Origin of the sequence: Streptomyces sp. P13-3-3 (genome assembly GCF_050571355.1) — a bacterium.
In the GTDB taxonomy this organism is placed as follows: domain Bacteria; phylum Actinomycetota; class Actinomycetes; order Streptomycetales; family Streptomycetaceae; genus Streptomyces; species Streptomyces althioticus.
Genome location: NZ_CP192229.1, coordinates 249,343 through 267,641, shown reverse-complemented (window position 1 = coordinate 267,641; position 18,299 = coordinate 249,343). Strand labels below are relative to the sequence as shown.

The 18,299-nt window shown below is 73.0% G+C and carries 21 protein-coding genes; 10 read left to right on the top strand and 11 right to left on the bottom strand.

All coding sequences use genetic code 11. The annotated features are described in order from the left end of the window. The first annotated feature begins 178 nt into the window (after window positions 1-178). Together ACQZOG_RS27585 and ACQZOG_RS27580 are read left to right on the top strand one after the other, a co-directional pair. On the top strand, window positions 179-832 hold the full coding sequence (locus tag ACQZOG_RS27585; protein ID WP_033276437.1) for an ATP-dependent Clp protease proteolytic subunit: 654 nt from the start codon (window positions 179-181) through the stop codon (window positions 830-832). Beyond that, the gene (locus tag ACQZOG_RS27580) at window positions 832-1,434 is read left to right on the top strand and encodes a ClpP family protease (RefSeq protein WP_033276438.1); all 603 of its coding nucleotides are present in this window, start codon (window positions 832-834) and stop codon (window positions 1,432-1,434) included. Before ACQZOG_RS27585 ends, ACQZOG_RS27580 begins: the two co-directional genes overlap by 1 nt. 36 nt (window positions 1,435-1,470) lie before the next feature. Here the strand turns inward: ACQZOG_RS27580 and ACQZOG_RS27575 are convergent, their stop codons facing one another. After that, window positions 1,471-1,905: a helix-turn-helix domain-containing protein gene (locus tag ACQZOG_RS27575; RefSeq protein ID WP_033276439.1), complete on the bottom strand. Its 435-nt coding sequence runs from the start codon at window positions 1,903-1,905 to the stop codon at window positions 1,471-1,473. Window positions 1,906-2,183: 278 nt separating this feature from the next. On the opposite strand from ACQZOG_RS27575, the gene ACQZOG_RS27570 reads away from it, so the two are divergent. Next, window positions 2,184-3,071: a SigB/SigF/SigG family RNA polymerase sigma factor gene (locus ACQZOG_RS27570; protein WP_033276440.1), complete on the top strand. Its 888-nt coding sequence runs from the start codon at window positions 2,184-2,186 to the stop codon at window positions 3,069-3,071. Between the two features lie 88 nt (window positions 3,072-3,159). On the opposite strand, the gene ACQZOG_RS27565 is transcribed toward ACQZOG_RS27570, so the two are convergent. Next, window positions 3,160-3,615: an ATP-binding protein gene (locus tag ACQZOG_RS27565; RefSeq protein ID WP_033276441.1), complete on the bottom strand. Its 456-nt coding sequence runs from the start codon at window positions 3,613-3,615 to the stop codon at window positions 3,160-3,162. A 340-nt stretch (window positions 3,616-3,955) separates the two neighbouring features. Here ACQZOG_RS27565 and ACQZOG_RS27560 point away from each other — a divergent pair, with 340 nt between their 5' ends. Next, window positions 3,956-5,215, top strand: coding sequence for a streptophobe family protein (locus ACQZOG_RS27560; protein WP_078492749.1), 1,260 nt, complete (start codon window positions 3,956-3,958; stop codon window positions 5,213-5,215). 13 nt (window positions 5,216-5,228) lie between these two features. Here ACQZOG_RS27560 and ACQZOG_RS27555 read toward each other — a convergent pair whose 3' ends face one another. Both ACQZOG_RS27555 and mgrA read right to left on the bottom strand, forming a co-directional pair. Next, a complete protein-coding gene (locus tag ACQZOG_RS27555) occupies window positions 5,229-5,639 on the bottom strand; it encodes a hypothetical protein (protein ID WP_033276443.1) in 411 nt (136 codons plus the stop codon). Between the two features lie 296 nt (window positions 5,640-5,935). Beyond that, a complete protein-coding gene (gene mgrA / locus ACQZOG_RS27550) occupies window positions 5,936-6,928 on the bottom strand; it encodes an L-glyceraldehyde 3-phosphate reductase (protein ID WP_037638081.1) in 993 nt (330 codons plus the stop codon). Between the two features lie 139 nt (window positions 6,929-7,067). On the opposite strand from mgrA, the gene ACQZOG_RS27545 reads away from it, so the two are divergent. Next, window positions 7,068-7,964 carry a LysR substrate-binding domain-containing protein gene (locus tag ACQZOG_RS27545; protein ID WP_203551320.1) on the top strand — a complete coding sequence of 299 codons (897 nt, stop codon included), beginning with the start codon at window positions 7,068-7,070 and terminating at the stop codon, window positions 7,962-7,964. A 14-nt stretch (window positions 7,965-7,978) separates the two neighbouring features. Then, a complete protein-coding gene (locus ACQZOG_RS27540) occupies window positions 7,979-8,515 on the top strand; it encodes a mycothiol transferase (RefSeq protein ID WP_359595589.1) in 537 nt (178 codons plus the stop codon). Here ACQZOG_RS27540 and ACQZOG_RS27535 read toward each other — a convergent pair. The 4 genes from ACQZOG_RS27535 to ACQZOG_RS27520 form a co-directional block, all read right to left on the bottom strand. Beyond that, the gene (locus tag ACQZOG_RS27535) at window positions 8,475-9,554 is read right to left on the bottom strand and encodes an adenosine deaminase (protein WP_359595588.1); all 1,080 of its coding nucleotides are present in this window, start codon (window positions 9,552-9,554) and stop codon (window positions 8,475-8,477) included. The genes ACQZOG_RS27540 and ACQZOG_RS27535 overlap by 41 nt on opposite strands. A gap of 48 nt (window positions 9,555-9,602) precedes the next feature. Then, on the bottom strand, window positions 9,603-9,995 hold the full coding sequence (locus ACQZOG_RS27530) for a VOC family protein (protein ID WP_033276448.1): 393 nt from the start codon (window positions 9,993-9,995) through the stop codon (window positions 9,603-9,605). 101 nt (window positions 9,996-10,096) lie between these two features. Continuing rightward, window positions 10,097-11,476 (bottom strand): PI-PLC domain-containing protein, encoded by a 1,380-nt coding sequence (locus tag ACQZOG_RS27525; RefSeq protein ID WP_037638086.1) that lies wholly within the window; start codon window positions 11,474-11,476, stop codon window positions 10,097-10,099. A gap of 92 nt (window positions 11,477-11,568) precedes the next feature. Next, window positions 11,569-12,474, bottom strand: coding sequence for a glycoside hydrolase family 19 protein (locus ACQZOG_RS27520; RefSeq protein WP_033276450.1), 906 nt, complete (start codon window positions 12,472-12,474; stop codon window positions 11,569-11,571). 351 nt (window positions 12,475-12,825) lie between these two features. Between ACQZOG_RS27520 and ACQZOG_RS27515 the strand changes: the two genes are divergently transcribed. Both ACQZOG_RS27515 and ACQZOG_RS27510 read left to right on the top strand, forming a co-directional pair. Continuing rightward, window positions 12,826-13,269, top strand: a complete 444-nt coding sequence (locus ACQZOG_RS27515) for an SPW repeat protein (protein ID WP_033276451.1) — start codon at window positions 12,826-12,828, stop codon at window positions 13,267-13,269. Window positions 13,270-13,390: 121 nt separating this feature from the next. Further along, window positions 13,391-13,654 carry a GlsB/YeaQ/YmgE family stress response membrane protein gene (locus ACQZOG_RS27510; protein WP_033276452.1) on the top strand — a complete coding sequence of 88 codons (264 nt, stop codon included), beginning with the start codon at window positions 13,391-13,393 and terminating at the stop codon, window positions 13,652-13,654. 106 nt (window positions 13,655-13,760) lie between these two features. On the opposite strand, the gene ACQZOG_RS27505 is transcribed toward ACQZOG_RS27510, so the two are convergent. Next, the gene (locus ACQZOG_RS27505) at window positions 13,761-14,558 is read right to left on the bottom strand and encodes a GNAT family N-acetyltransferase (protein ID WP_359671387.1); all 798 of its coding nucleotides are present in this window, start codon (window positions 14,556-14,558) and stop codon (window positions 13,761-13,763) included. An 82-nt stretch (window positions 14,559-14,640) separates the two neighbouring features. On the opposite strand from ACQZOG_RS27505, the gene ACQZOG_RS27500 reads away from it, so the two are divergent. Next, window positions 14,641-15,126 carry a nucleoside deaminase gene (locus ACQZOG_RS27500; protein ID WP_033276454.1) on the top strand — a complete coding sequence of 162 codons (486 nt, stop codon included), beginning with the start codon at window positions 14,641-14,643 and terminating at the stop codon, window positions 15,124-15,126. A 64-nt stretch (window positions 15,127-15,190) separates the two neighbouring features. Here ACQZOG_RS27500 and ACQZOG_RS27495 read toward each other — a convergent pair whose 3' ends face one another. Further along, window positions 15,191-15,865 (bottom strand): chaplin, encoded by a 675-nt coding sequence (locus ACQZOG_RS27495; protein WP_058915530.1) that lies wholly within the window; start codon window positions 15,863-15,865, stop codon window positions 15,191-15,193. Window positions 15,866-16,138: 273 nt separating this feature from the next. Between ACQZOG_RS27495 and ACQZOG_RS27490 the strand changes: the two genes are divergently transcribed. Beyond that, entirely contained in the window at window positions 16,139-17,782 is a 1,644-nt protein-coding gene (locus ACQZOG_RS27490) for an alpha/beta hydrolase (RefSeq protein ID WP_430741918.1), read from the top strand. Between the two features lie 18 nt (window positions 17,783-17,800). Here ACQZOG_RS27490 and ACQZOG_RS27485 read toward each other — a convergent pair whose 3' ends face one another. Then, window positions 17,801-18,202: a hypothetical protein gene (locus ACQZOG_RS27485; RefSeq protein WP_397666236.1), complete on the bottom strand. Its 402-nt coding sequence runs from the start codon at window positions 18,200-18,202 to the stop codon at window positions 17,801-17,803. Between the last annotated feature and the right edge of the window lie 97 nt (window positions 18,203-18,299).

Genomic DNA, 18,299 nt, shown 5'->3' with positions numbered 1-18,299 from the left:
CGACGGCGGAACTCATCGGTGGGCCCGGCAATCCACCGCGCACGGCCCGTCGGGATCCGCTCTGCCCTGGGCGAATCTGCCGCGGGCAGAGATTCCCCCGGCGGCGGGTCCCGCGCGCCGACAGTGGACGCACACGGCCGTCCGGCCGTGCTCCGACCAGTGACCCACGGGAGCGTCCATGTCACCACTCACCGCCGGCCCCGGGCCGGTCCAGCCGCGGGCGGAGGACGGCGACACCCCGCCGACCCGCTTCGACGACCACCTCGCCGCCCAGCTGCTCGCGCAGCGGATCGTGGTGCTCGGCACCCAGGTGGACGAGGTGTCCGCGAACCGGGTGTGCGCGCAGCTGCTGCTCCTGTCCGCCGAGGACCCGCGCACCGACATCAGCCTGTACATCAACAGCCCCGGAGGCTCGGTGCACGCCGGGCTCGCCATCTACGACACGATGCGGCTGATCCCCAACGACGTCGCCACCCTGGCCGTGGGCTTCGCGGCCAGCATGGGGCAGTTCCTGCTCTGTGTCGGCACGCCCGGCAAGCGCTACGCCCTGCCGAACGCGCGGATCATGATGCACCAGCCGTCGGGCGGCATCGGCGGCAGCGCCGCCGACATCGAGATCCAGGCGGAGAACCTGGAGTTCACCAAGCGGACCATCGAGCGGATCACCGCCGAGCACACCGGCCAGACCCCGGAGACCATCTCCCGGGACGGTGACCGGGACCGCTGGTTCACGGCCGAGCAGGCCCGAGCCTACGGAATGGTCGACCGGGTGCTGGACTCGCTGGACGACGTCCGTCCGGCGGCCGGCCGGCCGAGGATGGGGCTGCGCTGATGGGGAGCTACACGATTCCGAACGTCGTCGAGCGCACCGCGCGCGGCGAGCGGTCCTACGACGTGTTCAGCCGGCTGCTGGCCGAACGGATCGTCTTCCTGGGCACGGAGATCGACGACGGCGTGGCCAACGTGGTCGTCGCACAGCTGCTGCACCTGGAGTCGGAGTCACCGGAGAGCGAGATCGCGGTGTACCTCAACTCCCCCGGCGGCTCGTACACCTCCCTCATGGCGATCTACGACACCATGACGTTCGTGCGGGCCCCGATCTCCACGTTCTGCGTGGGGCAGGCGGCGTCCACGGCGGCCGTGCTGCTGGCCGGCGGGGACCCGGGGCGCCGTTTCGTGCTGGAGCACGCGCGGGTGCTGCTCGGCCAGCCGGCCTCCGGCGGCATGCAGGGCACGGCGTCCGACCTGGCGCTGCGCGCGAAGGAGATGACCCGGATCCGGGCGCAGGTCGAGGAGGTGCTGGCCCGCCACACGCACCACGACGTGGCGACCCTGCGGGCGGACATGGACCGGGACAAGGTGTTCACGGCGCGGGAGGCCGTGGCGTACGGCCTGGCCGACGAGGTGCTGACCCGGCGGCCCGCTCCGGTGTGAGCGGCCGCCGGGCCGAGCGGTGCGGGCGCGTCCCTCTCAGGCGGCCAGGCAGAGCCCGCCGTGCGCGGCACGGTTTCGCACGGAGCCATGCCGCACGGAGCCGTTCCGCACGGAGCGGGCGGGGACGGCGGACCGGTGCGAGGTGACCCGGACCAGCTCCGCGTGCGTCCGGGCGAGCAGGTCACCGAGGCCCAGGCCGAGCGCGCCGGCGGCGGCCGCGAGGACCTCCGAGGAGGCCTCCTTGCGGCCGCGCTCCACCTCCGACAGATAGGGCATGGAGATCCGGGCGGCGTCGGCGACGTCCTTGAGGGTCCGCTCCTGGGCCTGCCGCTCCTTGCGCAGCACGTCGCCGACGAGGTGCCTCCACAGCGGCTCTCTGGGCGCGGTGGCGGGCGGGGCCGGCGGGCCCGAGGCGGCCGGGCCGGGACGCAGGGGAATGACGCGGGCTTCGTTCGGCGCGTGATCGGTCACGTCCTCAGCCTAGGAATCCCGCTCCCGCGGGCAAGGGAGCGGGATTCCGCCCTGAGTGAATCCGAAAAAGCGGACGACTTTCCTCCGCCCTGATGGTGCCGTGTCGCACGGTCGGCCGTACCATCGGACGACAGGCGTGACGGCCGGTGCGGACCGCGTCTCCCCGAGCGGCCCTGTGCTTTCCGTCACGGAGAAGTCCGACAGGCATAGGTCCGCGGAACCGGGGTATCCGGGTGCTTCAGTCTCGTGGCAGCCATGACGTGCGTGGGGAGAGGGCAATGAGGACCGCCGTGATCCGGTCGCAGGAGCGGACCGCCGACGGGCACACCAGGGCCGCCGCCGGGAGCGAGGATCTTCGCGATCCCGCCGATCCGCGCGCCGTCGCGCCCCACGACGCCCGCGAGCTCTCCCGGCAGTTCTTCCACCGCCTCGCGCAGCTGGAGGAAGGCACCCGCGAGTACCAGTACGCGCGGAACACCCTCATCGAGATGAACATGTCCCTCGTGCGCTTCGCGGCCGGGCGGTTCCGCGGCCGGGGCGACGACATGGACGACGTCGTGCAGACCGGCATGATCGGCCTGATCAAGGCCATCGACCGGTTCGAGCTGGCCCGCGAGGTCGAGTTCACCTCCTTCGCGCTGCCGTACATCGTCGGCGAGATCAAGCGCTTCTTCCGCGACACCACCTGGGCCGTGCACGTGCCGCGACGGCTCCAGGAGCTGCGCGTGGAGCTGGCCAAGGCGCGCGAGGAGCTGTCGAGCCGGCTGGACCGCGAGCCCACCGTCGCCGAGCTGGCGACCCTGATGAACATCAGCGAGCAGCAGGTCGTCGAGGGCCAGATCGCCGCGAACGGCTACAACTCCTCCTCCCTGGACGCGGCCCTGACCGGCGACGGCCCGGAGCACGGCGAGGCCGTCCTCGCCGACTTCATCGGCGTCGAGGAGGAGCGGCTGGCCCTGGTGGAGGACTTCCACGCACTGGCCCCGCTGATGGCGGAGCTGAGCGACCGCGACCGCGAGATCCTGCACATGCGGTTCGTGGAGGAGGCCACGCAGGCGGAGATCGGCGAGCGGCTGGGCTGCTCGCAGATGCACGTGTCCCGGCTCATCAAGCGGATCATCACCCGGCTGCGGACGGGCATGCTCGGCGAACTGGGCTGCGCCTGACGGCGGCACCCGCCGCCCCCACGGCACACCGAAGGCGCCCCTGACGCTTCAGGGGCGCTGCTGTGAGAAACGGGGGCGTGACTGTCGTTCAGCCGCCGGTGAGGTCGATCACCGCGCGGACGCGTTTGCCCACCGGTACGCGCTCCACACCGACCTCCCGCGCGAGCGCGCGCACGATCTCCAGGCCGTGGCGTCCGATCCGCTGCGGGTCACGCGGGAACACGCGGGGCAGGGTGCCGTTGCTGTCGTAGACGGCGACCGTGAGAGCGGTGTCCGTACCCTCCAGTTCCAGGATGTACGGACCGTCGCTGTGCCGGTCGGCGTTGGTGACCAGCTCGCTCACCACCAGCAGCACGGCTCCTTCCGCCTTGGCGTCTATCGTGGCGCACCACTCCGTCCTCAGCTGCTCGAGGAACTCCGCCGCGAAATGCCGCGACTCGGCGATGCAGCCCGGCTCGCCGGTGAAGTGTGCCGCCCGCCGCAGCGGTTCCACGGGCACGTCGAAACCAGTCGGTATCACTACCCCGTCCAAGCGATAGGTCATGCGTTTCCCTCTGCGACGCCGGGTCGGCCGGACGATCCGCACCGGTCCTGGTACCCCGAGTCGGGCGGGGCAGTCCCCCTGATCTGGAATCGGCTTCCCCGTAGGGGGTGGGGGTATGCCTGACGGGACGCGCAGGACCCTTTTCCCGCGCAGCGGCTCAGGGGCGCGGGGAACTGCGCGACCAGCAACGCACAACCCGCACCCGGCGACGAACAGCGCCCGGCAGCCCGGTAGCCGTCCGACGTGTCGCGCCGCTCGGCGCTCACGAGGCGGCGGGGGCGCCCGCGCGGACGGACCCCGTCGGCGGGCGGGGCGGACGGACCCTGCTTAGCGTGCTCACGTGAGCGCACACTCCCCTTCTCCCCCGCGATCCCCCCTCCACGGCTGGGTTCCCGCGCTGGTCGCGGTGGTCGGCTCGCTGGCCGCGATGGCCGTGGTGGCGGCGCTGGGGATCTGGGCGGCCGGGGCCGCCGATCTCCCGGAGGGCGCCTTCGGGCCGGTGCTCGCCGCCGTCCTGGTGCTCGCCGTCGGCGGGACGGTGCGGCTCTCCGGGGACGCCGGCGGTCTGGCCGGGACCCAGGGCGGCCTGACCGCCATCCCGTTGACCGTCACCCTCACCGGGGCGCTGCTTCTCGGCTGGTGCTTCCTGCGGCCGCTGCACCGCCGGACGGTGGTCGGAGCGCCCGGGCTGGCGGGGTGGGCGGCGCGGATCGCGGTGCTGTGGCTGCTCGCCGTCCTCGGTCTGGCCCTGGCCGCCCGGCGCACGTTCGAGGTGTCCCTCGGGGACGACCTGCTCGGCGATCTGGGAGAGCTGTTCGGGGTGAGGCCGACGGTCGGCTTCGCGGCGGACGTGCTGCCGACGGTGCTGATCGGACTGGTGTGGCTGGCGGGCGTGCTGGTGGTGGCGACCCTGGTGTCACGCGGCGCGCCGCTGCCTCCCGAGCTGATGCGGTTCCAGGCGGGCGCACGGCCCGCGGCTCGCGCGACGCTCGGGCTGCTGCTGGCCGCCGTGGCCGTGGCGCTCGTCGTCGCGCTGGTGGTGGCCGCCACGAAGGGGCACGCCGCCGAGACGTTCGCCGTGATCCTGCTGGGTCTGCCCAACGTGGCCTGGCTGGGGCTGACCGTGGGGCTCGGGGCGACCTGGGAGGGCAGGGTGGAGGGTCCGTTCGGGCTGCCCATGCCGCGGGTGCTGGACGAGGTGCTGCGCACCCCGGACGTCTCCGAGCTGAACCTGGGTTCGCTCGTCGACCACGACGGCGGCCGGTGGTGGTGGCTGCTGGTGGGTGCGGCGGTGCTGGTGGCGGGGGCGGCCTGCGCCATGGCGGCCACCTCTCCGGCCCGGGTGCCGCCCTGGCAGCACGCCCTGCGGCTGGCCGTGGCGTTGGCCCTGGCGGCGCTGATGATCGGTCCGACGGCCCGGGTCTCCGCGCGGATCGGCCTGTCGGTGCTCGGCATCGGCGACCTGGGCGAGGGGCTGACCGGGCAGGTGCTGCTGGAGCCGCAGCTGTGGGGCGCGCTGGGCCTGGCCCTGCTGTGGGGCCTGGTGGCGGGGTTCGCGGGCGCGTGGGCCGTACGGGGTCTGCGGCGGTGGAGGCGCTGAGGGCGGCCGGGGCTCAGGCGACCGGGACGCCGAGCACCCGGGCGGCGCGCTGCATCCGCAGGGCGTCGACGGACTCGGCGAGGAGTTCGTACTCCGTCGTTTCGTCGCCGGTGGCGACCCGCACCATCCGTCCGGCGGCGAGCGCCTCGGCCACTTCCTCCTGCCGGTCGACGTCGCCGCACCAGGTGCGGAGCACGGTGGGCACGTCGGTCACGTCGTCGGCGACGGGGACGAGCGCGCCCGGGGGTAAGTGCTCGGCCTCGGGCTGCGGGTCGAGGCGCTCGGCGATCCACAGGGCGCGGTCGCGCAGCCACCACAGGGCGAGCGCGAGGGTCGGGGCCCGGTAGGTGCCCAGCGGCACCCCGATGCGCCGGCCGTCGCAGACCCCGTACGCCGTGACGTGGCACAGGAATTCGTCGTGCACGTTCCCTCCCCCGCTGCGTGCTCGCCCGCCGGTTCCGGGCCGGCTGCCCGCTCCGTGGCTCGCGTGCTGTGCGTGAGGGCGCCGTCGCTCGGTGTGAAGCGCTCTCGTTGTCGAGTATGTTCACCGCTGAAACACTGTCACCATGTGTTTCCGGCCAGTCTCCTGGCATATGCAGGCCCCGTCCTGGCCGAAACGGCACGGGTGGGCGCATCGGCCGAGGTGACCGGCCTGCCGGGGGACGACAGCACCGGCCCCCACCCCCGTGGACGGGGGTGACGGCCGGTGACGGGATTTGCTTACGCCTTGACGATCGCGTCGATCCGCGTCAGCTCCTCGTCGGAGAAGTCGAGGTTGCGGGTGGCGGCGACGCTGTTCTCCAGCTGGCGGGGACTGCTCGCACCGACCAGGGCGGAGGTGAGGCGGCCGCCGCGCAGCACCCAGGACAGAGCCATCTGCGCCAGGCTCTGACCGCGGGCGGAGGCGATGTCGGCGAGCGCGCGCAGCCGGCCCACCAGCTCCTCGGTGAGGGCGTCGGTGTTCAGGAAGGGGCTGTCGCTCGCGGCGCGGGAGTCCTCGGGGATGCCGTCCAGGTAGCGGGAGGTCAGCACGCCCTGCTCCAGCGGGGAGTACGCGATCGAGCCGACCTGGAGCTCGTCGAGGGCGTCCATCAGGCCCTCGTCCTCCGGGCGGCGGTCGAGCATCGAGTAGCGCGGCTGGTTGATCAGCAGCGGGGTGCCCAGCTCGCCGAGGATGCGGGCGGCCTCGCGGGTCTGCTCGGCGTTGTAGTTGGAGACGCCGACGTAGAGCGCCTTGCCCTGCTGCACCGCCGTGTGCAGGGCGCCCATCGTCTCCTCGAGCGGGGTGTCCGGGTCGAAGCGGTGCGAGTAGAAGATGTCGACGTGGTCGAGACCCATGCGGCTGAGGCTCTGGTCCAGCGAGGACAGCAGGTACTTCCGCGAACCCCATTCGCCGTACGCGCCCGGCCACATCAGGTAGCCGGCCTTGGTGGAGATCACCAGCTCGTCCCGGTACGGCGCGAAGTCGGCCTTGAGCGCCTCACCGAGGGCGGACTCGGCGGCGCCGGGCGGCGGGCCGTAGTTGTTGGCGAGGTCGAAGTGGGTGACGCCGAGGTCGAAGGCGCGGCGCAGGATGGCCCGCTGGGTCTCGGCCGGGCGGTCAGGGCCGAAGTTGTGCCACAGGCCGAGCGAGAGCGCGGGGAGCTTCAGGCCGCTGCGTCCGGTGCGCCGGTAGGGCATGTCCGCGTAACGGTCGGGGTGTGCGGTGTACAACGCGACTCCAGAGGGGGTTGGCACACGTCTTGACGTTCGTCGTGGCGGTTCGTCGGACCGCCCGTCCACTCTGTCGTGACCTGCGGGGAGTGGTCCAACAGAAGAATCCGATGGAATTCAGCGGCTACGCTTCTCAATCATGGAACTGCGCCATCTCCAGCACTTCGTGGCCGTCGCCGAGGACCAGCACTTCACCCGTGCGGCGGAACGGCTGATGGTCTCCCAGTCGGGCCTGTCGGCGTCCATCCGGGCGCTGGAGCGTGAGCTGCAGACGCCGCTGTTCGTGCGGACCACCCGCAGGGTGACGCTCACCGAGGCGGGGCGGGCGCTGCTCGCGGAGGCCGAACGCATCCTGGCACAGGTGCGGGCCGCGCACGAGGCGGTGGCCGCGGTGCAGGGGGTGCTGCGCGGCACCCTCGCGGTGGGGACGGAGCAGTGCATCGCCGGGGTGCACGTGGCGGAGCTGCTCGCCGCGTTCCGCCGCCGCCACCCGGACGTGGAGATACGGCTGCGGCAGTGGGGCTCGGCCGCGCTCGCCGAGGAGGTCGCGGCCGGGCGGCTGGACCTGGCCTTCGCCTACCGCGTCGACGCCGACCCGGACCAGCTGCGCGTCGTGCCGCTGACCGGTGAGCCGATGACGGTGCTGTGCCACCCCGACCACCGGCTCGCCCGCGCCGGGGCGCCGGTCACCCCGGAGGACCTGGCCGACGAGGTGTTCGTCGACTTCCACCCCGACTGGGGCCCGCGCCGCGCCACCGACGCGGCGTTCGCGGTCGCGGGCGTACGGCGCACGGTGGCGCTGGAGGTGAACGACGTGCACAGCCTCCTCGACCTGGTCGACGAGAACCTCGGCGTGGCGGTGGTGCCGCGCCACTTCCGCCACAAGCGCCCCTCGCTCACCGCCCTGCCGCTGAAGGACACCGGCGAGGCGGCGTACGAGACGGTGGCGCTGGTGCCGTCGCCGCGCGCCACGAGTCCGGCGGCCCGGGCGCTCATGGAGCTGCTGGACACCGGGGCGCGTGACGCCGGAAGCTGAGCGAGTCTGGAGGCATGCATGCCAAGGACATCCTCATCGAAGGCTACGGACGCATCCGGGAAGAGGTCCACGCCGCCGTCGGGGGGCTCGGGCCCGACGAGCTCGCCGCCCGGCCCACGCCGGAGGCCAACAGCATCGCGTGGCTGGTGTGGCATCTCACCCGGGTCCAGGACGACCACGTCGCGGACGCCTTCGGCCTGGACCAGGTGTGGCTCGCCGACGGCTGGGAGAAGCGGTTCGGGCTCGGCCTGCCGCGCGGCGCGACCGGGTTCGGGCACACCCCGGCGCAGGTCGCCAAGGTGCGCGTGGACTCCCCCGACCTGCTGACCGGCTATCACGACGCCGTCCACGCGCAGACCCTCGGCGCGCTGCGGACGCTCACCGCGAAGGATCTGGAACGGGTCGTCGACGAGAACTGGGACCCGCCGGTCACCCTGGGCGTGCGGCTGGTCAGCGTCCTGTCCGACGACCTCCAGCACGTCGGACAGGCCGCCTACGCCCGGGGACTGCTCAGAGCGCCGCGTCGTAACCCGGCAGGACGACGTCCCTGATCAGCGCGACGCGCTCGTCGTACGGCAGGAAGGCGCTCTTCACCGCGTTCAGGGTGACCGTGCGCAGGTCCTCGGCGGTCCAGCCGGCCTGCTCCACCAGCAGGGTCATCTCGCGGGTCATGGTGGTGCCGGAGACCAGACGGTTGTCGGTGTTGACGGTGACGCGGAAGCCGAGGTCCTTCAGCGGGGTGATCGGGTGCTCGGCGATCGAGGTCGCGGCGCCGGTCTGGAGGTTGGAGGTGGGGCACATCTCCAGGGCGATGCGGCGGTCGCGGACCCAGGAGGCGAGCCGGCCGAGCTTGCCGCCCCGGAGGTCCGGGATGTCCTCGGTGAGGCGCACACCGTGCCCGATGCGCTGGGCGCCGCACACCTGGACGGCCTGGTGGATGCTGGGCAGCCCGTGGGCCTCGCCCGCGTGGATGGTGAACGGCACGTTCTCGCGGCGCAGGTGCTCGAAGGCGGCGAGGTGGTCGGCAGCCGGGAAGCCGTCCTCGGCGCCGGCGATGTCGAAGCCGACGACGCCCGCGTCCCGGAACGCGACGGCCAGGTCGGCGGCCTCGCGGACCCGGTCGAACATCCGCATGCCGCACAGCAGCGTGCCGACCCGGACGGGCGTACCGGCGGCGGCCGCCTTGGCCATGCCGGCGGCCAGCCCCTCCTGGACGGTCTCCACGACCTCGGCCATGGTGAGCCCGCCACGGGTGTTCAGCTCGGGGGCGTAGCGGACCTCGCCGTAGACGACGCCGTCGGCGGCGAGGTCGAGGACGTACTCCTCGGCGGTGCGCAGCAGACCCTCGCGGGTCTGCATCACGGCCAGGGTGTGCTCGAAGGTGGCGATGTAGCGCACCAGGTCGCCGGAGTTGGCGGCCTCCACGTACCAGGCGGCGAGCTCGTCCGGGTCGGTGGTGGGCAGGGTGTGGCCGGCGGCCTCGGCGAGTTCCACGACCGTCGCGGGGCGCAGGCCGCCGTCGAGGTGGTCGTGCAGGACCGCCTTGGGGAGGCGGCGGATCGTGTCGGCGTCTATGCGCGTAGATGACATGGCGTGCGGTTCCTCGGCGTGTGGTTCGGCGTGGTGGGTCGTGGTGGATCAGCCGGCGGGCTGGAGCAGGTCCCAGCGGTTGCCGTAGAGGTCCTGGAAGACGGCGACCGAGCCGTACGGCTCGTGGCGCGGCTCCTCCAGGAAGGTCACCCCGGCGGCGGTCATGCGGGCGTGGTCGCGGGCGAAGTCGTCGGTGTGCAGGAAGAAGCCCACGCGTCCGCCGGTCTGGTCGCCCACCCGGGCGCCCTGCTCCTCCCCCGCGGCGCGGGCCAGCAGCAGGGCCGCGCCGGTGTGGCCGGCGCCGGGCTCGACGACGACCCAGCGGCCGCCGTCCGGCCGGGGCGCGTCCTCGGCGAGCCGGAAGCCGAGGGCCTCGGTGTAGAAGCGGATCGCCTCGTCGTAGTCGTGGACGACGAGGGTGACCAGGGCAATGCGTCTCATCGTCACCTCTCGGAGGGGTTGACCGGAGAGGTTATACGTAAAACTGCGGGAAACGCCAGTCCCGCCCCGGCGGCCGTTCCGGGGCGGGACCGCGTGGTCCGCTACGGGTAGGTGTAGGTGTTCAGCGCGTCCACGGCGGCCGCGGGACTGCCCAGCTCGTAGCGGTCGACGGCGAGGTAGGTGGGCTTCTTGCGGGCGGCCGGCTGGCAGAAGCGGCGGGCGCGGTCGGCGAGCTTGGCGTTGTCGGTGGCGGCGGTGGAGGCGACGGCGGCGTCCCGGAAGTGGTTCATGACGAAGAGGGGCCGGAAGCCTGGCTCGGTGCGGGTGAGCGGAAGCGTGGTGTTCGCGTCGTACCAGCGGCTGTGACAGGACCAGTCGGAGGAGCCGATGCCCGGGCCCATGGACCAGTGGTTCTCCACGGTCCAGTCGCGCTGGTACATCACGCCGAAGGTGTCCCGGGTCAGCCCGGCCGAGCGGTCGGCGTCCTTGCCGTGGTCGGTGAAGATCAGCAACCGGTGTCCCGCGGCGGCCAGTTCGCCCAAGGTGGGCCAGCCGTTCTCGCGCACCCCGGTGCGGTCCGGGCGGTAGAGCACGTCGGACAGTCCCTGCACGCGGTCCAGTTCGGCGCGCAGGACGCCGGGGTCGACGTAGTCCTCCAGGAAGACGGTGACGAACTCCTCGGGGTGGGCGCGCAGGAAGTCGGTGATCCGCTGGAGGTCGACCCACAGGGCGACGGGTCTGCGCACCAGGGTGCAGCTGTTGTGGCAGAGGATGGCGCCGTCCGGCGTCTGGTGGATGTCCAGCATGAACCCGCGGACGCCGTCGCGGAGTTGCTGTTCGATGCCCCGGCTCTGGTTGGGGAAGAGGTCGACGAAGGGTGGGGCGAAACCGCCGTCGACGCCGTTCGCGTAGGCGTTGTGGGCGGTGAGGAACGTGACCTGGTCGAGGGTGCGTTCCTCCCTGGGCGGCACGGGGCCGCCGGGCGCGTCGACGGGGGTGAGGTACCAGGCGGCGAGGTCGCCGGCGCCACTGGCGACGGACAGCGGGGCGGGGTGGACGGCGCCGGCGGGTCTGGGTGCGACGGTGAGGCGCCGGTCGGTGCCGGGGGCGGAGAGCGCGTACCGGTCGGCGCCGAGCGGGGTGATCTGCCAGCGCGCCTCGACGGCCGCGCAGGAGACGGTGCGGGCCTGGTCGCCGGCGCGTCCGAGGCAGGAGCCGGGGGTGTCGGTGTTCTCCAGCAGGTGGCCGGCGCCGTCGGGGCGCAGGGCCCACTGCTGGCGGTCCTCGTCGCCGCGTGGGCGGTGCTGTTCGACCGTCCCGGAGGCGTCGGCGGCGTTGAGGCCGGTGACGGCGCTCTGGACGTAGTACGGGCCGGGCCGCGGCACGGCGTCGACGGACGCGGCGGGGGCGGGTGTCACGGCCGCCGCGGCGAGCGCGGCGGTCGTGACGGCGGTGGCGAGCAGGGCGTGGGGGGTGCGCATGCGGTTCCCTTCGTCCGGAGGGGGCGGGCCGTGGCTCCGGGGCGGCCCCGAAGCCACGGTCAGGTGCATGACACCACGCCGCGCCGTTCGCGTCAGCAGTACAGGTTGCCGCCGGGGGTCGTCCCGAGGATCTGGGTGAACTGCTGGTACTTCGTCACCCGGCTCTGGACCTGCGCCGGGTTCCTGCCGTCGCACTCCAGCGAGCCGTTGATGCTGCGGATCGTCTGGCCGAAACCGGCCCCGTTCACCATGGCGGCATGGCCGGTCATGCTGCCCGGACCGGTCTGGGTGTTCCAGTACCAGAGGGCGGTCTTCCAGGCGACGGCCGCGTCGTTCTGCACCAGCCAGGGGTTGTTCAGCAGGTCGATGCCCAACGCGTCGCCCGCGGCCTTGTAGTTGAAGTTCCAGCTCAGCTGGATGGGACCGCGCCCGTAGTAGGCGGCCTGGCCGGCCGGGCAGCCGTACGGCCGGCCCCAGTCGCAGTAGTGCGGGTAGTTGGCCTGGTTCTGCTCCACGACGTGGACCAGACCGCCGGTCTCGTGGCTGACGTTGGCGAGGAAGGCGGCGGCCTCCTGCTTCTTCACCGTGTCGCTCCCGGTGTTGGCGAAGCCGGGGTAGGCGCTGAGCGCGGCGGTGAGGCCGCTGTAGGTGTAGAAGGGGTTCCGGTTCGGGAACATCTGGTTGAACTGTGCCTCGGTCACGACGAAGTTCCCGACGGGCGTCCCGGGCCCGTTGTCACAGGCGTAGGGCTCCCAGTACCAGGTGCTGACGGTCGGGTCGTAACCCGGGTTGGCGTGCTCGGCGATGTACGCCTTGCCGTCGGTGTAACGGACGATCGCACCGGCCTCGTACCACTGTCCGGCGACCCAGGCGGGGTAGCTCGAACACGCGGCCGCGGCGGCGGCCGAGGCGGTGGTGGCCGCGGCGGGGAGCAGCATCGGGGCGCTTCCGGCGAGGACGAGGGCGGCGGTGACGGCGGCGATACGGCGTCTCGACAAGGGATCAACTCCTTTGCGGAACACGGCCGCTCCCGCGACGAGGACATGCCGGGGCGAGACCTCGCCCGCGCGCGCCGGCGGGGCCGGTCACGGCGTGGGGGCGGCCGTGGTGGGGGGTGTGGAGCACACTCAAGCGCTTTGGTCTGTACCAGTCAAGGGTCTGGACCAGTCACAGTGGCGCGTACACACCGCTGAGGGGGGACCCCCTTCCCCCGGCGACCGCGAACGGGCTCCAAGACCTCGCTCCACGACTACACATAAAGGAGAAATAAGAGCACAATGGGACGTACGCGGCGCTTACCGCATACCGCACCCAGACGCGGTCAGGCCTGCTAGTCAAAGGAGACGACCATGGCCAACGTCTCACACCAGCGTGGGGATCTCTCCAGCCATCCGGATGCGCCGGAGATGCGGGCACGCTACGAACGCGTCCTCGGCAGTCGTGACGTCGCTTTCGTGGACGGCCCGGTGTTCCTGCTCGGCCTCTACTGCGCGGTGTCACCGTGGATCCTCCACTACACGACGAGTCAGCCGCCGCTCGTGACGCACAACCTGATCATCGGCATCGCGATCGGTCTGCTGGCCCTCGGGTTCACGGCGGCCCCCTCGCGCATGTACGGCCTCAGTGGAGCCATGTGCGCGCTCGGCATCTGGATGATCATCTCTCCATGGGTCGTGGGCACCAACCCCGACGCCGGGGTGATCTGGAACAACGTCGTCATCGGCGCTCTCGCCGTGATCCTGGGCACCGCCTGCGCCGCCACGGCGGCCAGGGCGGTATCCAAATCGAGGTAGGGGCACGACGCCGCCCTCCCCCGGCCGGTCCGCGTGATCTCGCGGGCTGGCCCCTTTCCGCGACTGCCGCCGCGGCCGGCGGGCAGAAGCTTCTCAGCGGAGGAAAGGGGAAAGGGGAGACATGGAGATCGACGGCATCATCAGCGCCCTGGTCATCGGCATCGTGATCGGCGTCCTGGGCCGCCTGGTCGTCCCGGGCCGTCAGCGCATCGGCATCCTGTGGACGATCCTGGTCGGCATCGCAGCCGCCCTCATCGGCTCGGCCCTCGCGTCGGCCTTCGGCGTGGCGGACACCAAGGGCGTCGACTGGGTGGAGTGGCTGATCCAGATCGCGCTCGCGGCGGTGGGCGTGGCGGCCCTGGACCGGGCCAAGCTGAACCGCTGAGACGCGGGCCTTCTGACGGGAGCGGTGGCTGTCCGACGGGCGGTGAGTGTTCACACCCGGTGGGACGGCCACCGCTCTCGTGCGTCCTGAGCGACCGCGTCCCGGCCTACTGGGGCGGCTCGTACACGTACGGTGTCGTCACCGTCAGCGGGGTGAAGCCCAGGCGTCGCAGGATCGGGCGGCTCCGCGGGGACGCGTCCACGTGGAGGACACGGTGTCCGCGGGCCGCCGCGATGCGCGCCCGGTGGGTGATCAGGGCGCGGTAGACGCCCCGGCCCCGCCACTCCGGCACCGTGCCGCCGCCCCACAGGCCCGCGAAGCTCGTGCCGGGAGTCAGCTCCATGCGAGCCGCGCCGACCGGGACGTCACCGGCGAGGGCGAGGACGGCCGCGACCGTGTCCGGGGTGGTGGTCAGGGCGTCCAGGAGCCGGCGGCGGAAGCGGGACGCGTCGTCACCGAAGGCGCGTTCGTGCACCTCGGCGACCTGGTCGACGCCGGCCGTGTCCGTGACCGGGACGACCCGTATGCCGTCGGGGACCGTATCGGTCAGGGTGACCGCGTCGATCTCCGCCGCCATCAGCGTCTCGTCCGGCCCGGCGGTGAAGCCGGCCGCCAAGAGACGCTCACCCAGGTCCGCCGGTTCGTCGTGGGCGTACAGCTTCCACTCGAAGGGGAGGCCCCGGGACGTGTAGTGCGCGATCTGGCCGGCGATCGCCTCGTCCGCCTCCCGCGCCGAGGCGAAGCCGGACCACTCGATTCCGTTCCAGCCGTGGGCGGGGGCCGTGCGGCGGACCACCCGGCCGACGCGTTCGACGACGGCGTCGGGTCCGTCCGGGCGGGCGCCCCGGCGCATCTCACGGTCGTAGAGGGCGAGCAGGGCGGCCGGTGCGGTGGTGGCAGGCATGCCGGGAGTGCATCATCCGGTCTCCGGCCGGGCAACGGGTTTATCGTTGCCGACGATCGAGCCGCCCAGGGAGGACGGGACCATGGCCGTACGGGACGACGAACTGCCCCACCTGCGCCGCTGCGTGGAGCTCGCCGCCGAGGCGCTGGAGGCGGGCGACGAACCGTTCGGCTCCGTGCTGGTGTCCGGGGACGGCACCGTGCTCGCCGAGGACCGCAACCGGGTGGCCTCCGGCGACCGCACCCGGCACCCCGAGTTCGAGCTGGCGCGCTGGGCGGCCGCGCACATGACGCCTCAGGAGCGGGCCGCCGCCACCGTCCACACCTCGGGCGAGCACTGCCCGATGTGCGCCGCCGCCCACGCCTGGGTGGGCCTGGGACGCGTCGTGTACGTGGCCTCGTCCGAGCAGCTGACCTCCTGGCTGGCCGAGTGGGGCGTGCCCGAGCCGCCCGTGCGGCCGCTGCCGGTCTCCGCGATCGCCCCGAACGTGACCGTGGACGGACCCGTGCCGGAACTGACCGACGACATCGCCGCCTTGCACCGGCGGTTCCATCGCCCGAGCGGCTGACGCGGCCCGTCCCCCGGGTCCGGCCGGCGGGCCCGGGGGGGGCGGAGCGTTTCCGCGGGGGCGGTCAGACGCCCGTGCGGAGCCGGGCGCGGCGGTACAGGGCGACTCCGCCCAGGAACATCGCGGCGCCGGTGGCGAGCACCGGGACCGTGTGGTCGGCGCCGGTCTCGGCGAGCGCGACCTGCTCGGCGGGGGCCGCCTCCTGCGCCACCGGGGCGGGCAGGGTGCGGGCCGGCACGGTCCGCTCGGGCGCGGGCCCGGGGCGCTCCCCGGACTCGTTGACGGAGCTGTTGTCCGTCGACGGGTTGCCGATGCCGACCACGTTCACACTGTTCCCCGTCACGTTGACCGGCACGTGCACCGGGAGCTGCACGCCGTTGCCGGACAGCAGGCCCGGCGAACCGTGTGCGCCGCCCTCGGCGGACGCGCCGGACGTGGAGGACGCGTCCGACGCGTCGGACGCCCCCTTCGAGGAACCGGCGGCCGCCTCGTGCCGCACGTCCTCGTTGACGCAGGTGTTGCCCGCCGCGGGGTTGAGGAGGCCCACCACGTTCACCGTGTTGCCGCACACGTTCACCGGGACGTGCACCGGGAGCTGAACGCTGTTCCCGGACGCCACTCCGGGCGACCCGGCCGCGACGCCCTCCGCCCCGGAATCGGCGTACGCCGGCATCGCCACGGCCATCGCGCCGGACGCGGCGGCGACGGCGATCACACCGTTTCGGGTCACCCTTCGCATAGGTTCCCTGCCCTTCCAGACTTGGTCGCGGGCGTTCGCCCGCCACCGGATAGAACGCGGGCGTGGCATCCGGGTTATGGCTCCTCCGTATGCCGCAGCCGGTTCACCCCATAGGGGGTCCCGGCTTTCGAACGTCCGGCAAAGTCCCTCGAACTCGCGGTGCCCGAACACCCGGACGCGACCCGTCACCGGCGCCGCGCGGCCGACGGGCGGGCGCTGCGGGGCCCGCTTATGGTGGGCGAGGGCGCCGGTCGGGCGCCTTGGGAGGCTTCGATGCTGGGCGAGCTGTCCGAGCGACTCCGGGGCGGTCACCACGCGAAGGCGCTGCCGCCCTCCTTCCGGCGCGGGGCGGCGGCCGGAGCGGTCGGGCTGGTCCTGCTGGCGACGGGCCTGACGGCCACCGCGCGCGACGAACCCGATCTGGGCCGGTTCTACGACCAGAAGATCAAGTGGGCGGCCTGCGAGGGCACGGAGCTGCCGAAGGACCTTCAGTGCGGGACGCTCACCGTGCCGCTCGACTACGCCGACCCCGGCAAGGGCACCCTGGAGCTGGCGCTCGCCCGTTACCGCGCGTCCTCCGACGACCCGCGCGGCTCGGTCGTGCTGAACTTCGGCGGTCCCGGCGGCTCCGGGGTGCAGGGCCTGGCGTACGGCCGTAAGGACTTCCTCGGTCTGACCGACGACTACGACGTGGTGTCGTTCGACCCGCGGGGCGTGGGCCGTTCCTCCCCCGTGAGCTGCGGGGCCGACGCGACGAGCCGTGCGCTGGCCGCGACCGACGGCGAGGGGACGGGCGATCCGCGCGACGCGCTGCGGCAGTTGCGCGAGGTGGCGGCCGAGTGCGAGAAGCGATCCGGCCCGGTCCTCGCCCACATGGGCACCGTCGACGTGGCCCGCGACCTGGACGTGATGCGTCAGGCGCTGGGCGACAGGAAGCTCAACTACCTCGGCTTCTCCTACGGGACCCGGCTCGGCGCGGTGTACGCGGCCCGGTTCCCCGACAACGTGGGCCGGATGGCCCTGGACGGCGTGGACACGCTGACCGAGCCCCTGGCCGAGCAGGGTCTCGCCGGTGCGCGCGGGCAGCAGACGGCGCTGGAGAACTTCCTCACCTGGTGCACCGAGGAGCTCGCCTGCCCGTTCGGGCAGGACGCGCGCGCCGCCCGCGAGCACGTCGTGGACCTGGTGCGCTCCCTCGACGACACCCCCGTGCCGACCGACTTCGGCTACGAGTTCACCGGCCAGGACCTGGCCGGCGCCATCGCGCAGGGCCTCTACAGCAAGGAGATGTGGCCGGTGCTCCAGCGGGTGCTCGCCCAGCTGATGGAGGACGGCGACACCAGCGGCGTGGAGGCCCTCGCGTCCGGCGGGCTGGCCCCCGCGCCCGCCCCGCCGCCCGCGCCGTCCCCGGCCCCCGCCCCGGCACGCGACGACGAGCCGCTCGCCGACGAGGAGGACGTCCCGCTGGACAACCTCCCCGCAGCGCTGATGGCGGTCAACTGCGCCGACGACCCGGACCGTCCTGACGAGGAGCGGCTCACCGGGGAACTGGCCCGCTTGCGCGCCGCGTACGAGAAGGCCTCGCCGGTGTTCGGGCCGTACCGGCTGGCACAGGTGGTGCTGTGCCACGGCCGCCCCAAGGGGACCGACTACATCCGGGAGAAGGTCAAGGACCTGGACACCCCGAAGATGCTGCTCGTCGGCACCCGCGGCGACCCCGCCACCCCGTACTACTGGACGGAGCAGACGGCGAGGCGGCTGGGCCCGTCGGCCGTGGTGCTGGACAACCGCAACGAGGGCCACACGGGCTACGGTTCGTCCGCGTGCGTCCACCGCAAGGTCGACGACTTCCTGCTCTACGGTTCCCTCCCGCGAAGCGGCAGTTCCTGCGGCGCGGAGGACGAGGACCGGATCTGACGCGGGCTTTCCGCTCCGTCAACCGGAGGCCTCCTCGGGGGCATCCTCCTCGTCCGCGTCCTCGCCGGGCCGCAGCGACCGGGCGGCCTCCCTCGCGTCCGGCACGGACACCGCGAGCCGTACGAACGGCGCCGGGGGCCTCAGGTCCAGCACCACCACCGGGACGCCCGCGCGTACGGCGACGAAGTCGCGGCCCAGCACGTGCTCCCGCTCCCCCACGCAGAACCGCCCCGGCCGGCAGCGTCCGACCACCGGCGTGCCGCGCATCGCGCGCCACCAGTCGGGCTCCACCCCCGTCGCCGCCACCCATGCCCGCGGCACCCGTACCGTGCGGCGGCGTGCGAGCAGCGCCTCCCACCACGCCAGCCGGACGACGACGGTCCACCCGTCCGCGTCCCGCTCCACGACCAAGCGCGCCATCGGCGGTCACCTCCTCCACCAGCGTGCACCCGCGGCCCGCGGGACCGCCGCGCGCCCGGTGGGCGCTTTGCCCCGAATGCCCTACCGGGGATTCCGC

What these genes read in the sequence shown, in the direction of transcription:
- ACQZOG_RS27585 (WP_033276437.1), top strand. Translation starts at nt 179, where the DNA reads ATGTCACCACTCACCGCCGGCCCCGGGCCGGTCCAGCCGCGGGCGGAG.
- ACQZOG_RS27540 (WP_359595589.1), top strand. Translation starts at nt 7,979, where the DNA reads ATGCATGCCAAGGACATCCTCATCGAAGGCTACGGACGCATCCGGGAA.
- ACQZOG_RS27485 (WP_397666236.1), bottom strand. Translation starts at nt 18,202, where the DNA reads ATGGCGCGCTTGGTCGTGGAGCGGGACGCGGACGGGTGGACCGTCGTC.
- ACQZOG_RS27545 (WP_203551320.1), top strand. Translation starts at nt 7,068, where the DNA reads ATGGAACTGCGCCATCTCCAGCACTTCGTGGCCGTCGCCGAGGACCAG.
- ACQZOG_RS27580 (WP_033276438.1), top strand. Translation starts at nt 832, where the DNA reads ATGGGGAGCTACACGATTCCGAACGTCGTCGAGCGCACCGCGCGCGGC.
- ACQZOG_RS27505 (WP_359671387.1), bottom strand. Translation starts at nt 14,558, where the DNA reads ATGCCTGCCACCACCGCACCGGCCGCCCTGCTCGCCCTCTACGACCGT.
- ACQZOG_RS27565 (WP_033276441.1), bottom strand. Translation starts at nt 3,615, where the DNA reads ATGACCTATCGCTTGGACGGGGTAGTGATACCGACTGGTTTCGACGTG.
- ACQZOG_RS27525 (WP_037638086.1), bottom strand. Translation starts at nt 11,476, where the DNA reads ATGCGCACCCCCCACGCCCTGCTCGCCACCGCCGTCACGACCGCCGCG.
- ACQZOG_RS27515 (WP_033276451.1), top strand. Translation starts at nt 12,826, where the DNA reads ATGGCCAACGTCTCACACCAGCGTGGGGATCTCTCCAGCCATCCGGAT.
- ACQZOG_RS27570 (WP_033276440.1), top strand. Translation starts at nt 2,184, where the DNA reads ATGAGGACCGCCGTGATCCGGTCGCAGGAGCGGACCGCCGACGGGCAC.
- ACQZOG_RS27535 (WP_359595588.1), bottom strand. Translation starts at nt 9,554, where the DNA reads ATGTCATCTACGCGCATAGACGCCGACACGATCCGCCGCCTCCCCAAG.
- ACQZOG_RS27490 (WP_430741918.1), top strand. Translation starts at nt 16,139, where the DNA reads ATGCTGGGCGAGCTGTCCGAGCGACTCCGGGGCGGTCACCACGCGAAG.
- ACQZOG_RS27510 (WP_033276452.1), top strand. Translation starts at nt 13,391, where the DNA reads ATGGAGATCGACGGCATCATCAGCGCCCTGGTCATCGGCATCGTGATC.
- ACQZOG_RS27500 (WP_033276454.1), top strand. Translation starts at nt 14,641, where the DNA reads ATGGCCGTACGGGACGACGAACTGCCCCACCTGCGCCGCTGCGTGGAG.
- ACQZOG_RS27495 (WP_058915530.1), bottom strand. Translation starts at nt 15,865, where the DNA reads ATGCGAAGGGTGACCCGAAACGGTGTGATCGCCGTCGCCGCCGCGTCC.
- ACQZOG_RS27530 (WP_033276448.1), bottom strand. Translation starts at nt 9,995, where the DNA reads ATGAGACGCATTGCCCTGGTCACCCTCGTCGTCCACGACTACGACGAG.